The following is a 12,294-nucleotide window of genomic DNA, read 5'->3' on the forward strand; positions in this document are numbered from 1 at the left end:
GCCAGAGACGACCGATATGAACGACCACAGGATTTCAGTGACCGAGGACGAGCTGCACGCCTATGTCGACGGCGAGCTGCCGGCCGAGCGCTGCGTCGACGTCGAGGCCTGGCTCGCCGCCCACCCCGAGGACGCGGAGCGGGTGCAATCCTGGCGCGCCATGGCCGAGATGCTGCACGCCCGCTACGACGCCGTCGCGCAGGAGCCGGTGCCGGCGCGGCTGGAGCTGGAGCGGCTGGAACGCCGTCCCCGGCAATGGCTCTATGGCGCCGCCGCGGCCGTGCTGGTTGCCTTCATTGCCGGCGGCACGGCCGGGTGGGTGGCGCACGGCGCCGCCAACGCGCCCTCGACCTTCCAGAGTTTCACGACCGATGCACTCGACGCCCACCGGCTCTATGTCGTCGAGGTCCGCCACCCCGTCGAGGTCGGCGGTAACGAGCGCGACCATCTTCAGGCCTGGCTGACCAGGCGCTGCGGCTGGACCGTGTTCGCACCGAATCTGGAGGCGAGCGGGTTGAAACTCGTCGGCGGCCGGCTGCTGCCGGGGCCGAGCGGGCCGGCGTCGTTCCTGATGTATGAGGGCGCCTCGGGCGAGCGGTACACGATCTACACCGCCAAGACCGAAAGCGGCGCGACGCAGATGCGCTACGCCAGGACGGACAAGGACGGCGCGCTGTTCTGGGCCGACCGCGGCGTCGGCTACGTCGTCAGCGGCGGCAATGACCGCGACCGGCTGACCAAGGTGGCGCAGGCCATTTACGACCAAGCCGAGAAAAACGGCACCTAGACAACCGCCAGAGCGCGGTGCCTCGATTCCGACATTGAAAATTTGGAATCAAGACATCGGCGCGTCTCATTATCGCACCGCATGCTCACGCGAAACTGAGCAGCGTTCGATCCGCCGATCGACGCGGGCGGCCTCGATTGGGGTTTTTGGTACCGCGCTGGTCCCCCTCTCGAGGCCGCACCTTTTTATCGGCTGCCCCGCCGGACAGCCGACACGTCGAGCACGTGAGCGTCGAGCGCTACCACGCCTCGGGCATATGATGAGCATCATCCGTTGGCAGAATGCTCTCAGCCTTTAGGAGAACCCCTTCAGCTTGCGATCTCGCCCTAACCAAGCCCGCTACGTGGATTGTAGGGGTGTTGGTCCCGCCACTTCTCCATCAATGCCTCAAGCTCGGCGTCGTTCCCGTCCGGTAGCATAATCCTGATGGTGACGAAGAGATCCCCGGTTCCGCCAGCTTTCGGCAGGCCCTTGCCCTTGAGACGGAAGGTCCGGCCGCTGGAGGTATTCTTGGGAACCGAGAGCTCCACGGCATTGCCGAGCGTGGGCACGCGAACCTTGCCGCCGAGCACCGCTTCGTAGAGCGTGACCGGCAGGTCGATCCGCAAATCGGCGCCCTCGACCTTGAAGAAGGCGTGCGGTGCGACGGTGATGGTGATCAGGAGATCGCCGGGCGGATGGCCGTGCGCGGTCTCGCCCTGTCCCTTCAGCCGGATCTGCTGGCCGCTGACGACGCCGACCGGAATCTTGACGTTGAGCTCCTTGCCTGTCGGCAGCCGGACGCGCTTCTCCCCGCCCTGCACCGACTCTTCCAGCGAGACGGTCATGGCGACGTTCAGGTCGAGATCGACTCCAATCCCGCCGGTGTCGAATTCGAACTGCCCGGCGCCGCCGGCCCCGGGCCGCGCACGCTGCCCGCCGCCGAACATGCTGTTGAGGATGTCCTCGAACGCACCACCGCCCTGGCCAGGGCCTGCGCCACCGCCGCGGAACGTGTAGCTCTCGAACCCGCCGGGACCCGCCCGCCCGCGCGCGCCACCGCCCGGAAAGCCCTGGAAGCGCGGCTTGCCGTCGGCGTCGATCTCGCCGCGGTCGAACTGCTTGCGCTTGTCCTCGTCGCCGAGGATCTCGTTGGCCGAATTGAGCTCAGCGAAGCGCTCGGCGGCCTTCGGGTCGTTCTTGTTGCTGTCTGGATGATGCTTCTTGGCAAGCTTGCGATAGGCGCTCTTGATCGCGGCAGCGTTGGCGCTCCGCGGCACCCCCAAGACCTCATAGGGGTCGCGCATCCGTCACGTCTCCTCTTGGGAAATCGATGTGTTCAAAGGGCTCCCCGCCCCACCTGCGTTTCATGTGGGGGACGAGTGGCATTTTTGCAACTAGCCCGCGGAGCCGATTCCTAACTCCGCCACGGCTTTAGCGTATGAATCTCCCAACGGCCACGGCTGCTTTGGCAGCCGGCGCCCTGAAGCCAGCTTTCGGTATTGCGGTTGACGAAGCTCGCCAAGAAATCCCGGCACTTGCGGCCGTCCTCCGCGGCATATGACTGCGCAATCGGCGTCACCGAGCCGCGCGCCCCGGTCTCCGGATTCTCCCAGTGCTGGCTGGAATCCTTGTCGCCCTTGCTCAGGACGTCGGAAGCCGCATTACGGGCGAAGGCGAGATCGGTCTCGGTCGGTGCTGCCTCCTTTGCCGGCCGCGCGATCGAGCCGGTGAGGTCGCTGTCGTCGGCCTTGGCGTAGGCACTGCTGTCACTGCGGGAAAAGCTGCAGCCGCCGGCGCCGAGCCCGATCAGAATCAGCGTCATGACAAAGCCGGACGGCCCGATCGCCGATAGGCCAACGCGCCCCCATGCCCTATATAGGGCGGTAGCGGACAACAACGCGTTTTGGGCCGCGGGACGCAACTCGGACTCCAGACATGAGCGACACGACCTCGATGAAACACCAGACACCCTTAACATCCGGTGATTTCACCGCCGCCGACGAACCTTTTGCGCTGTTCGAGGCCTGGCTGAACGAGGCGATCAAGAGCGAGCCGAACGATCCGAACGCCATGGCGCTCGCAACCGTCGACGCGGACGGGCTGCCGGACGTGCGCATGGTGCTGATGAAAGGCTTCGATACCGAGGGTTTCGTCTTCTACAGCCACATCGCGAGCCAGAAGGGCCGCGAACTCGCCGCAAATCCTAAGGCGGCGTTACTTTTTCACTGGAAGTCGCTGCGCCGTCAGGTCCGCATCCGCGGCAACGTGACGCCGGTGACCGACGCCGAGGCCGACGCCTATTTCGCCACCCGCCCCAAGCAGGCGCAGATCGGCGCCTGGGCGAGCAAGCAGTCGCAGCCGCTGGAAAGCCGCTTCGCCTTCGAGCAGGCGATCGCCAAGGTCGCGGCCAAGCACGTCATCGGCGAGGTGCCGCGGCCGCCGGGCTGGAGCGGCTGGCGTATCACGCCGTCGCGCATCGAGTTCTGGCACGACCGCCCATTCCGCCTGCACGACCGCATCGAATTTCGCCGTGACGCGGCCGGCCAGCCGTGGTCCAAGACGCGAATGTACCCCTGACCTGAAAGACCTTCATGCCGCAGCCCTCCAATGCGCCGCGCCGCACGCTGCTCCTGACCGGAGCCAGCCGCGGCATCGGCCACGCCACCGTGATCCGATTCTCCTCGGCGGGCTGGCGCGTCATCACCTGCTCGCGGCACCCGTTCCCCGAGGACTGCCCGTGGGACGCGGGCCCCGAGGATCACATCCAGGTCGATCTCGGCAATCCCACGGACACCGCACGCGCGATCTCCGACATCCGCAACCGCCTCGAAGGCGGCATGCTGCATGCGCTGGTCAACAACGCCGCGATCTCGCCGAAGGGACCGGGCGGTAGCCGGCTCGGCTCGGTCGACACCGATCTCGACACCTGGACGCATGTGTTCCACGTCAACTTCTTCGCGCCGATCATGATCGCGCGCGGACTGATCGAGGAGTTGAAGACGGCCAAGGGCTCGGTGGTAAACGTCACGTCGATCGCGGGCTCGCGGGTGCATCCCTTCGCGGGCGCCGCCTACGCCACCTCCAAGGCCGCACTCGCATCCCTGACGCGCGAGATGGCCTCGGACTTCGGCCGCGTCGGCGTGCGCGTCAACGCGATCGCGCCGGGCGAGATCGACACCTCGATCCTGTCGCCGGGCACCGAGAAGATCGTGGAGCAGCAGATCCCGATGCACCGGCTCGGCACGCCCGACGAGGTCGCCAAGATCATCTACGTGCTGTGCACGGAAACATCGTCCTACGTGAACGGCGCCGAGATCCATATCAATGGCGGCCAGCACGTGTAAGCGCCATTGCGAGCAGAGAGTCTGACAGCGCCTCAGGCGGGGCGCCTTCGGGTGCGGCGAGGCTGCAACGGCGTCCCCTCATAGAGATCGGCAACCGCGCATTGCAGCCCGAATGCGGGCAGCTTCAGATCATCGGCCGCGCCGAGCGTTTGCGAACTCCAACCACTCGGCGTCCTGGTGTCGAGACGAACTTCCATGCGGTCCTGCTCTATGATGAGCACCGCTTCGCAGGCCGCATGAGCGAGATAGATGGTTCGCTTTACATCGATCCACCTCGTCTCCGTGTCCGGCACCCGTGCCCCGTCGGTGGCAGAGACGATTTCCGCCAGCAGGTAAGCTCGCTCGACGAACCTCTGGTCCGGCTCATAGTCGGCATCGATGACCGCGACATCCGGCTCCGGCCGAAATTCGCCCGATCCGAGTTCGATGCCCGGACGCTGCATTGCGATCCGACTCTGGTCGTGATCCGCGAGTGCATCATTGAGCAGACGCTCGAGATTTCCTGCGATACGGTTGTGCGCGATCGTCGGCGGGGTCATCATCATCGGGACACCTGCAACGAGCTCCCAGCGTTCATGGTCCGGGCGACCTTCCTGGAACGCACGGAAGCGCTCACCGGACATACGCCCGGCCCTGGTGGGTTCCTTGATTCCAACACCCATCGGCGTCTCCGACGTCGCAGGGCGACAGCCTAATCGGCTCCGCCGTGAACGCCAATAGAGATAAGAGGGGCTGGAACGCGCGCCACCACCCAAATCAGACACTGCGTCTGAATATCAGGGAAGCACTAAGGGCACGAGAGCAAGGCGATCCAGACAAAGCCGCCGCAAGACCTGGATCGCCTTGACCCTTCCGTTCTCAATCGGCGCGAAACCGACGCGACTGTTCGCGCAGCCGCGGAGCGGCGTTGGATGCAGTCGAGCAATCGTCGTCGTTCTCACCGTCGAGCAGCGGAGCACCACAGTGCCGGCACATGCGTGCCGACATCGACGACGCCTTGCCGCTCGCCAGGATCTGACGATAGTTCGCCAGATCGATGACGTTGCGGGGCGACGTTATGTGTTTTTCAACCATGGCTGTTCCTCGCGGCTACACGCTGTTTATCGCAGACAAGTTTCGCGTAAACGTTCAGCCCACCGCTCAAATTTTACCGGAGGAATTGGGGCGGAGCGCACGCATCACCGCGCGGCCTCAATCCCGATCTATTCTGCGACACCATCCGCCGTCTCTCTACGACCGCCGTAAGGTCTCGGTAGCTATTAGAGCCACTTCTTCCACTTGAAGATCCAGTACGGAACGATGGCTGCGATCAGCATCAGCACCAGCGCCAGCGGATAACCGTGCGCCCATTCGAGTTCCGGCATCGCCTTGAAGTTCATGCCGTAGATCGAGGCGATCAGCGTCGGCGGCATCAGGACAACGGCCATGACCGAAAACAGCTTGATGATGTTGTTCTGCTCGAGATTAACAACGCCGAGCATGGCGTCGAGCACGAAGGTGATCTTGCTGGAGAGGTAGGAGGCGTGGTCGGTCAGCGAGACGACGTCGCGCTGCATGGTCTTGAGCTGCTCGCGCATGTCCTTCGACCATTTCACGCCTTCCACCACCGCCGAGAGGAAGGCGACGACGCGGCCGATCGAGACCAGGCTCTCGCGAACCTTGGAGGTCAAATCGCCCTTGCGGCCGATCGAGATCAGGATCTGGGAGTATTGCTTGGCGTGACCGTGGCGTTCGCTCTCGGGCTCGAAGATGTCATGCGAGACCTGGTCGATCTCGGCGCCACATCGCTCCAGAATGTCGGCGCAGCGGTCGATCACCGCGTCGAGCAGTTCCATCAGCACCATCTCGCCCGTGAGCCCTGGCGTACAGGAGCGGGCCAGCTTGGCCTCGACCAGCGCAAAGGGCTTCGGCAGGTCGTAACGCACCGTCACCAGGCGGTGGTCGCCCAGGATGAAGGTCACCGCCGTGGTCCGGGGCATGTCCGTATCAGAGTGGCACATCAGCGTCGCAGTCATGTAGCGCGCGCCATTCTCGATGTAGAGGCGGCTGGAGATCTCGATCTCCTGCATGTCTTCCCGGGTCGGGATCGCGATGCCCGCCAACCGCTCCACCGCTTTGTCCTCGGCCGCGGTCGGAGTGAACAGATCGATCCAGACGGCGCTGTCCGGCAACACGGTGAGATCGTCGACAACAGCCTTCTTCAGGGAGGCCTCGGAGGGAACAAATACCGAAAACATGACAACTCCAGCGAGACCTGCGGCCGACCAGCGGCCCCTTAGCGCGATTCTGACAAGTTCATGATGACAACCACATTAACGGAGCGTTTGCATTTGTGGCTGCCCCGCGGCTCAATCGCGGCAAGGAGGCACATCCGGCCACGCTTTGCCCGAAAACCGCCCCAAGACCGCAAAACTTGCGGCAAAAAAGCCACAGCTTGGGTCTCGCAGCGCGGGAAAAGCCGTTAAGCGCTGGAATTGTGGCAGATTTCAACGATAATGGGATTAACGGAGTCGAGGAACTTGGGCGGTAAGCTCAAGGTTCCCGCGCGGTATTGTTTTGATTGGAACCAAACCATGTCGTCGCTGAAAGTTAAGTTGGTTATTTTGGCTGCCGGCCTGATGCTGTCGGGCTGCATGCAGGCCACGCATTTTGAAGCGACCGACACCAAGGCCTTCAAGCCGAAGGACAAGGAACTGCTCGCCAAGGTCCGGTACGAAAACACCCCGGTCGCGGAGCCGTTCCGCCGCGCAATCGTCGACTACCATCGCAAGGAGTCGCCCGGCTCGATCGTGGTCGATTCCGACAACCACTACCTCTACTGGGTGATGGATGGCGGCAAGGCGATCCGCTACGGCATCACCGTCGGCGAAGAGGCAATGGCCTGGTCCGGCATCGCCAAGGTTGGCAGCATGACCGAGTGGCCCGCTTGGCACCCGACCCCGGGCGAGATTTCGCGTCTGGGCGTGCCGACCTTTGTCGCTCCCGGCCCGGACAATCCGATGGGCTCGCGCGCGATGTACCTCTACTCGGGCGGCAAGGACACGCTGTTCCGCATTCACGGCACCAACCAGCCGGAATATATCGGCGCCTCGATCTCCTCGGGCTGCATTCGTATGACCAATGAAGATGCGATCGACCTCTACAACCGCGTCAAGGTCGGCACCATCGTCGTGGTGCTCGAGCCGAAGCACGGCGATTCGCCCTATAACTCGCGTCTCGCGCTTCAGGGCGGCAGTTCCGGTTCTTACTAAACGGGCCAGTACTTACTCAACAAGCCTTGCCTGAGGCTTTTCAAAAGCGCCGGTTTCACCGGCGCTTTTTTGTTGCCGGCTTACGCGCCGACTGGCTCTGGCCGGCATCCGCCGCCGGCTTGTCGGCAGGTGCGGCAGGCTTCGCCGCCCCCTCGTCGTCAGCCCCCTCCTTCGTCTCCGGCTTGGCCGCGACCTCGCGCGGCGGAGCCTCTTCGGGCCGTTCCGCCGGCAGCAGCGGGGCGACCTGCGGCAGCGGATCCCAGATGTTCCACTGGCAGATCCGGTAATCGTTGCGGCGCGGCGCCAGATCGAGATGGATGTGGTCCTCGTGGTACCAGTCCGAGCCGGGGCCAAGCACGGTGGTGAAGCGGGAGCAGACCGAATGCAGCACGCGCTCGCGCACGTCGCGCGACATGGTGCGGTCGGTCAGGCCGATCGACTGGCCATTGGCGAGCTTGATCGCGCGGACGTCGAGCGCGTTGGCCTTGCCGTGCTCGGACAGCATCGCGCCCACGATACGGTTACGGCCGCGGCACTCGAAGGAGTCGAAATTGTCGAGATCGGCGATGCTCGAGCCGAGGCTTGTGGCCAGCGGCACCATGTCCGTCCGCACCCAATCGGCGATCGCGGACGCCATGGCGCAGCGGAGGATCGCCGCCGGCTTGACCGCCACCTTGCGCCTGTCCGGCAGCACGATGGCTTCCAGCCGCACCAGATCCTCGCCGCCGCAGCCGCCGGGCCCGCGGATATCCGGGATCGATGGCGCGATCGCGATCTCCTCGGTCAACGCGAGGCGGCAGGCCGAGGCCTGTTTCTCGGGCGGCGGCGCCTCGGCAGGCTTGTCGGAGCCTGGCTTTTCGGGGGAAGGCTTGCCCTCCGCGGCCGGAGCGTCCGATGCAGGCTTGTCCGATGCTTTGGGCGCCTCCTCCGGGCGCGGCTTCGGCAAGGGGATTTTGGCTGAATGAACCGGCCCACGCGGCCGTGGTGCACCAATGCCAAAGATATCGAGCGGCGCAGCATATTTTCGCGCAGCCGCGGGCTCGGGCAGCACGAGCGATAACCCAAGCGCGGCGGTAACCAGTGCCGCGCCGGCGGACATATAGCCGCGACAAGACCATTTGCGGCGAAAGTCCGGCAGGCTAAAACTCATGACAATTCTTTGGCCCAGCGCTGAGAACTATAACAAGTCCAGCCCTATTCGGAGGAACGACGGAATGCTTGGTTTGATGCAAGACTGGCCCCTGCTCTGCCACCGGATCATCGAACACGCCGCCAGGATTCATGGCAAGCAGGAGGTCGTCACGCGGTCGATCGAGGGACCGATCCATCGCACCAACTATGCCGAAATCCACAAGCGTGCGCTCAAGGTCTCGCAGATGCTGGAGCGCGACGGCATCAAGCTTGGCGACCGCGTCGCGACGATCGCCTGGAACACCTGGCGCCATCTCGAGGTCTGGTACGGCATCATGGGCATCGGCGCCATCTGCCATACCGTCAATCCCCGCCTTTTCCCCGAGCAGATCGCCTGGATCATCAACCATGCGCAGGACCGCATCGTGATGACCGACATCACCTTCGTGCCGGTGCTGGAGAAGCTCGCCGACAAGCTTCCGAGCGTGGAGCGCTATGTCGTGCTCACCGACAAGGCGCATATGCCACAGACCACGCTGAAGAACGTGGTCGCCTACGAGGACTGGATCGCGGAGGCCGACGGCCAATTCAAATGGAAGGATTTTGACGAGAACACGGCGGCCGCGATGTGCTACACGTCCGGCACCACGGGCGACCCCAAGGGCGTGCTGTATTCGCACCGCTCCAACGTGTTGCACGCGCTGATGGCCAACAATGTCGATGCGCTCGGCACCAGCGCCTCCGAGACGATGCTGCCGGTGGTGCCGCTGTTCCACGCCAATAGCTGGGGAATCGCCTTCTCCGCACCCTCGCAGGGCACCAAGCTGGTGATGCCCGGCGCCAAGCTCGACGGCGCCTCGGTCTACGAGCTGCTCTCGACCGAGAAGGTGACGCACACCGCGGGCGTGCCGACGGTGTGGCTGATGCTGCTCCAGCACATGACCGCCAACAATCTGAAGTTGCCGGATCTGAAGATGGTGATCTGCGGCGGCTCGGCGATGCCGCGCTCGATGATCAAGGCCTTCCTCGACATGGGCTCGAACGTCCGCCACGCCTGGGGCATGACCGAGATGAGCCCGATCGGCAGCGTCGCGGCGCTGAAGCCGCCGTTCAGCGATGCGACCGGCGAGGCGCGGCTCGACGTGCTCCAGATGCAGGGCTACGCGCCGTTCGCCGTCGAGATGAAAATCACCGACGATGCCGGCAAGGAACTGCCTTGGGACGGCAAGACCTTCGGCCGCCTCAAGGTCGCCGGTCCCGCCGTCGCCAAGGCCTATTACCGTATCGACGCTGACATCCTCGACGAGGACGGCTTCTTCGACACCGGCGACGTCTCGACCATCGACGAGGCCGGCTATATGCGGATCACCGACCGTTCCAAGGACGTGATCAAGTCCGGCGGCGAGTGGATATCCTCGATCGACCTGGAGAACCTCGCGGTCGCCCACCCCGCTGTGGCCGAGGCCGCTGTGATCGGCGTCTTCCACCCCAAATGGGACGAGCGGCCGCTGCTGATCGTGCAGCTCAAGCAGGGCCAGCAAGCCACGCGCGAGGACATCCTCAAGTTCATGGACGGCAAGATCGCCAAATGGTGGATGCCCGACGACGTCGCTTTCGTCGAGGGCATCCCGCATACGGCGACCGGCAAGATCCTGAAGACGGCGTTGCGCGACCAGTTCAAAGACTATCGCTTCCCGAACGCGGCGGCGTAGGGCCACCACGGACGTCATGCCCGGGCAGAAGCGCGAAGCGCGTCTTCGCGCTAGATGTCCCGGGCATCCTCGTTCTGACCTCAAGAAAGATAGGCGTGGATGGCCGGGTCAAGCCAGGTCAAGCCCGGCCATGACGGCGAGACGGGTGGCGGAACCCTTGAATTTGCCCCCGGGCCGTGGTCTCAACGCCTTCATCGTCGCGCCAGATCGGCCGGCACCGCACCAAAACCCCGGCAGAGCTCACCCGATGGCCCGCAGGTTTTCCGCTCCCTATCAGTCGGAGCCCGTGTCCAGCCTCGCAAGCTGGGCGCGCAATCTGGCCGTGTTCGCGGTGGTTGCGGTGGTGGTGTCGATCATCATCGTCCGCTTCGGCTTCCTGGAGATGAAGCCGGCGCTCGCGACCTTCCTCGGCGGCCTTGCGATCGCCGCGCTCTCGATCCTGTTCGGGCTCGCCGGCTTTGCCGCGATCTGGCAGAACGGCTCGCGCGGCATGGCGCGCATTCTGCTCGCCTTCCTGATCGACGGTGCGATTCTCGCCTATCCCGCCTATCTCGGCCTGCAATACCGCAAGCTGCCGGCGATCCACGACATCACCACCGATCCGATCGACCCGCCGCGCTTCGACGCGCTGGCGCGCTTGCGCACCGGCGACGGCGCCAATCCGGCCGTCTATGCCGGCCTCTATTCGGCCGAGCAGCAACGTCAGTTCTATCCCGACATCGAGCCGATCGAGCTCGAGATCTCCGTCGACCGCGCCTACGCGATCGCGCTCCAGCTCGTCAACAAGCGCAAATGGCTCGTCATCGACGAGCGCGCGCCGCAGCCGCCGCGCCGCATCGGCCGCATCGAAGCGGTGGCGCGCTCGCCGATCATGGGTTTCCGCGAGGACATCTCGATCCGGGTCGTGCCCGACGACGAGGATTCCCGCGTCGATATCCGCTCCGCCTCGCGCTATTTCGAGAGCGATCTCGGCAGCAACGCCGCGCGCGTCACCAAGTTCATTGACGACCTCAACACCGCCGCCGATGCCGACGCGCTGAAGCCGGTGAAGAAGACGCCGGTGGCGCCGCCGAAGACAGTAAAAAAGTAGCGAATGGCGAATAGCGAATGAGACGCCGCTTCCTTCCCTATTCGCTACTCCCCATTCGCCATTCGCCTCAAACCATCCGGTACGTCCCGCCAATCACGGGATCGCCATCCGTCGACACCACGCCGCGGGCGACGAGGTCTTCCAGATGCGCCAGCACGGAATAGCCGGCGGCGGTCGTCAGCCTCGGATCGATGCCGATATAGATCGCGCGCACCATGGTCGGAATGTCGGCTTCGCCCTTGGCGAGGCGGTGCAGGATGGAGGCCTCGCGCGCCTTGCGGTGACGGATCAGGAAGCGCACGAAGCGCGGGCCGTCCGGGATCTCGGGGCCATGGCCGGAGAAATAGAGATCCTCCTCGCGCGCCGCCAACCGGTCGAGCGACTCCATGTAGTCGATCATCGAGCCGTCGGGCGGCGCCACGATCGAGGTCGACCAGCCCATCACGTGATCGCCGACGAAGTTGAACTTTCGCTCGGGCCATGCGAACGCAAGGTGGTTGGCGGTGTGGCCGGGCGTCGCGACGGCTTCCAGCCGCCAACCCGCGCCTTCAATGACGTCGCCATGGGCGATCCTGACATCGGGCGCAAAGTCGCGGTCGGCGCCGGACTCCGGATTGTGCTTCTCGCTCTCAAAGCGCGGGCGCGAGGCGCGATGCGGGCCCTCGGCGTAAACAGTGGCGCCGGTCGCCTGCTTGATCCGCGCCGTGTTGGGCGAGTGGTCGCGGTGGGTGTGGGTGACCAGGATGTGGGTCACGGTCTCGCCGCTGACAGCATCGAGCAGCGCGGCCGCATGCGCCGCATCGTCCGGACCGGGATCGATGAGGGCGACCTTGCCCTGCCCAACGATGTAGCTGACCGTGCCGGTGAAGGTGAACGGGCTCGGATTGCTACAGAGCACGCGCCGTACGCCGGGGCGGACTTCCTCGACGACGCCCGGTTTGAGTGGAAAGTTGCGGTTGAACGGGACGTCGTCGTTATCGGACATGGCACTTCCTGT

The 12,294-nt window shown here is 64.6% G+C and carries 13 protein-coding genes; 6 read left to right on the plus strand and 7 right to left on the minus strand.

Going from position 1 to position 12,294, the window contains the following annotated elements; all coding sequences use genetic code 11:
- Window positions 1-16 precede the first annotated feature (16 nt).
- Window positions 17-787 (plus strand): anti-sigma factor, encoded by a 771-nt coding sequence (locus IVB18_RS36830; protein ID WP_247985162.1) that lies wholly within the window; start codon window positions 17-19, stop codon window positions 785-787.
- Window positions 788-1,113: 326 nt separating this feature from the next.
- On the opposite strand, the gene IVB18_RS36835 is transcribed toward IVB18_RS36830, so the two are convergent.
- On the minus strand, window positions 1,114-2,073 hold the full coding sequence (locus IVB18_RS36835) for a J domain-containing protein (protein ID WP_247985163.1): 960 nt from the start codon (window positions 2,071-2,073) through the stop codon (window positions 1,114-1,116).
- Window positions 2,074-2,183: 110 nt separating this feature from the next.
- The gene (locus IVB18_RS36840) at window positions 2,184-2,591 is read right to left on the minus strand and encodes an RT0821/Lpp0805 family surface protein (RefSeq protein ID WP_247985164.1); all 408 of its coding nucleotides are present in this window, start codon (window positions 2,589-2,591) and stop codon (window positions 2,184-2,186) included.
- Between the two features lie 113 nt (window positions 2,592-2,704).
- On the opposite strand from IVB18_RS36840, the gene pdxH reads away from it, so the two are divergent.
- Together pdxH and IVB18_RS36850 are read left to right on the plus strand one after the other, a co-directional pair.
- The gene (gene pdxH / locus IVB18_RS36845) at window positions 2,705-3,346 is read left to right on the plus strand and encodes a pyridoxamine 5'-phosphate oxidase (RefSeq protein WP_247985165.1); all 642 of its coding nucleotides are present in this window, start codon (window positions 2,705-2,707) and stop codon (window positions 3,344-3,346) included.
- Between the two features lie 14 nt (window positions 3,347-3,360).
- The gene (locus tag IVB18_RS36850) at window positions 3,361-4,113 is read left to right on the plus strand and encodes an SDR family oxidoreductase (RefSeq protein ID WP_247985166.1); all 753 of its coding nucleotides are present in this window, start codon (window positions 3,361-3,363) and stop codon (window positions 4,111-4,113) included.
- A gap of 32 nt (window positions 4,114-4,145) precedes the next feature.
- Here the strand turns inward: IVB18_RS36850 and IVB18_RS36855 are convergent, their stop codons facing one another.
- The 3 genes from IVB18_RS36855 to IVB18_RS36865 form a co-directional block, all read right to left on the minus strand.
- Entirely contained in the window at window positions 4,146-4,775 is a 630-nt protein-coding gene (locus IVB18_RS36855) for a Uma2 family endonuclease (protein ID WP_247985167.1), read from the minus strand.
- Between the two features lie 196 nt (window positions 4,776-4,971).
- Window positions 4,972-5,187 (minus strand): hypothetical protein, encoded by a 216-nt coding sequence (locus IVB18_RS36860; protein WP_247985168.1) that lies wholly within the window; start codon window positions 5,185-5,187, stop codon window positions 4,972-4,974.
- Between the two features lie 185 nt (window positions 5,188-5,372).
- Window positions 5,373-6,350 carry a magnesium transporter CorA family protein gene (locus IVB18_RS36865; protein WP_247985169.1) on the minus strand — a complete coding sequence of 326 codons (978 nt, stop codon included), beginning with the start codon at window positions 6,348-6,350 and terminating at the stop codon, window positions 5,373-5,375.
- Between the two features lie 336 nt (window positions 6,351-6,686).
- Here IVB18_RS36865 and IVB18_RS36870 point away from each other — a divergent pair, with 336 nt between their 5' ends.
- A complete protein-coding gene (locus IVB18_RS36870) occupies window positions 6,687-7,364 on the plus strand; it encodes a L,D-transpeptidase (RefSeq protein ID WP_247985170.1) in 678 nt (225 codons plus the stop codon).
- Window positions 7,365-7,419: 55 nt separating this feature from the next.
- Here the strand turns inward: IVB18_RS36870 and IVB18_RS36875 are convergent, their stop codons facing one another.
- Window positions 7,420-8,514: an extensin family protein gene (locus IVB18_RS36875; protein ID WP_247985171.1), complete on the minus strand. Its 1,095-nt coding sequence runs from the start codon at window positions 8,512-8,514 to the stop codon at window positions 7,420-7,422.
- 64 nt (window positions 8,515-8,578) lie between these two features.
- On the opposite strand from IVB18_RS36875, the gene IVB18_RS36880 reads away from it, so the two are divergent.
- Window positions 8,579-10,207, plus strand: a complete 1,629-nt coding sequence (locus tag IVB18_RS36880; protein ID WP_247985172.1) for a fatty-acid--CoA ligase — start codon at window positions 8,579-8,581, stop codon at window positions 10,205-10,207.
- Window positions 10,208-10,454: 247 nt separating this feature from the next.
- On the plus strand, window positions 10,455-11,297 hold the full coding sequence (locus tag IVB18_RS36885; protein WP_247985173.1) for a DUF1499 domain-containing protein: 843 nt from the start codon (window positions 10,455-10,457) through the stop codon (window positions 11,295-11,297).
- Window positions 11,298-11,364: 67 nt separating this feature from the next.
- Here the strand turns inward: IVB18_RS36885 and IVB18_RS36890 are convergent, their stop codons facing one another.
- A complete protein-coding gene (locus IVB18_RS36890) occupies window positions 11,365-12,282 on the minus strand; it encodes an MBL fold metallo-hydrolase (protein ID WP_247985174.1) in 918 nt (305 codons plus the stop codon).
- Window positions 12,283-12,294: the final 12 nt, after the last annotated feature.

The organism is Bradyrhizobium sp. 186 (genome assembly GCF_023101685.1).
Lineage (GTDB): Bacteria > Pseudomonadota > Alphaproteobacteria > Rhizobiales > Xanthobacteraceae > Bradyrhizobium.

Bases quoted from the DNA above. Each gene is read 5' to 3' on its own strand.
- IVB18_RS36870 (WP_247985170.1), top strand. From the start codon at position 6,687: ATGTCGTCGCTGAAAGTTAAGTTGGTTATTTTGGCTGCCGGCCTGATG.
- IVB18_RS36875 (WP_247985171.1), bottom strand. From the start codon at position 8,514: ATGAGTTTTAGCCTGCCGGACTTTCGCCGCAAATGGTCTTGTCGCGGC.
- IVB18_RS36850 (WP_247985166.1), top strand. From the start codon at position 3,361: ATGCCGCAGCCCTCCAATGCGCCGCGCCGCACGCTGCTCCTGACCGGA.
- IVB18_RS36830 (WP_247985162.1), top strand. From the start codon at position 17: ATGAACGACCACAGGATTTCAGTGACCGAGGACGAGCTGCACGCCTAT.
- IVB18_RS36890 (WP_247985174.1), bottom strand. From the start codon at position 12,282: ATGTCCGATAACGACGACGTCCCGTTCAACCGCAACTTTCCACTCAAA.
- IVB18_RS36840 (WP_247985164.1), bottom strand. From the start codon at position 2,591: ATGACGCTGATTCTGATCGGGCTCGGCGCCGGCGGCTGCAGCTTTTCC.
- IVB18_RS36880 (WP_247985172.1), top strand. From the start codon at position 8,579: ATGCTTGGTTTGATGCAAGACTGGCCCCTGCTCTGCCACCGGATCATC.
- pdxH (WP_247985165.1), top strand. From the start codon at position 2,705: ATGAGCGACACGACCTCGATGAAACACCAGACACCCTTAACATCCGGT.
- IVB18_RS36860 (WP_247985168.1), bottom strand. From the start codon at position 5,187: ATGGTTGAAAAACACATAACGTCGCCCCGCAACGTCATCGATCTGGCG.
- IVB18_RS36855 (WP_247985167.1), bottom strand. From the start codon at position 4,775: ATGGGTGTTGGAATCAAGGAACCCACCAGGGCCGGGCGTATGTCCGGT.
- IVB18_RS36885 (WP_247985173.1), top strand. From the start codon at position 10,455: ATGGCCCGCAGGTTTTCCGCTCCCTATCAGTCGGAGCCCGTGTCCAGC.
- IVB18_RS36865 (WP_247985169.1), bottom strand. From the start codon at position 6,350: ATGTTTTCGGTATTTGTTCCCTCCGAGGCCTCCCTGAAGAAGGCTGTT.
- IVB18_RS36835 (WP_247985163.1), bottom strand. From the start codon at position 2,073: ATGCGCGACCCCTATGAGGTCTTGGGGGTGCCGCGGAGCGCCAACGCT.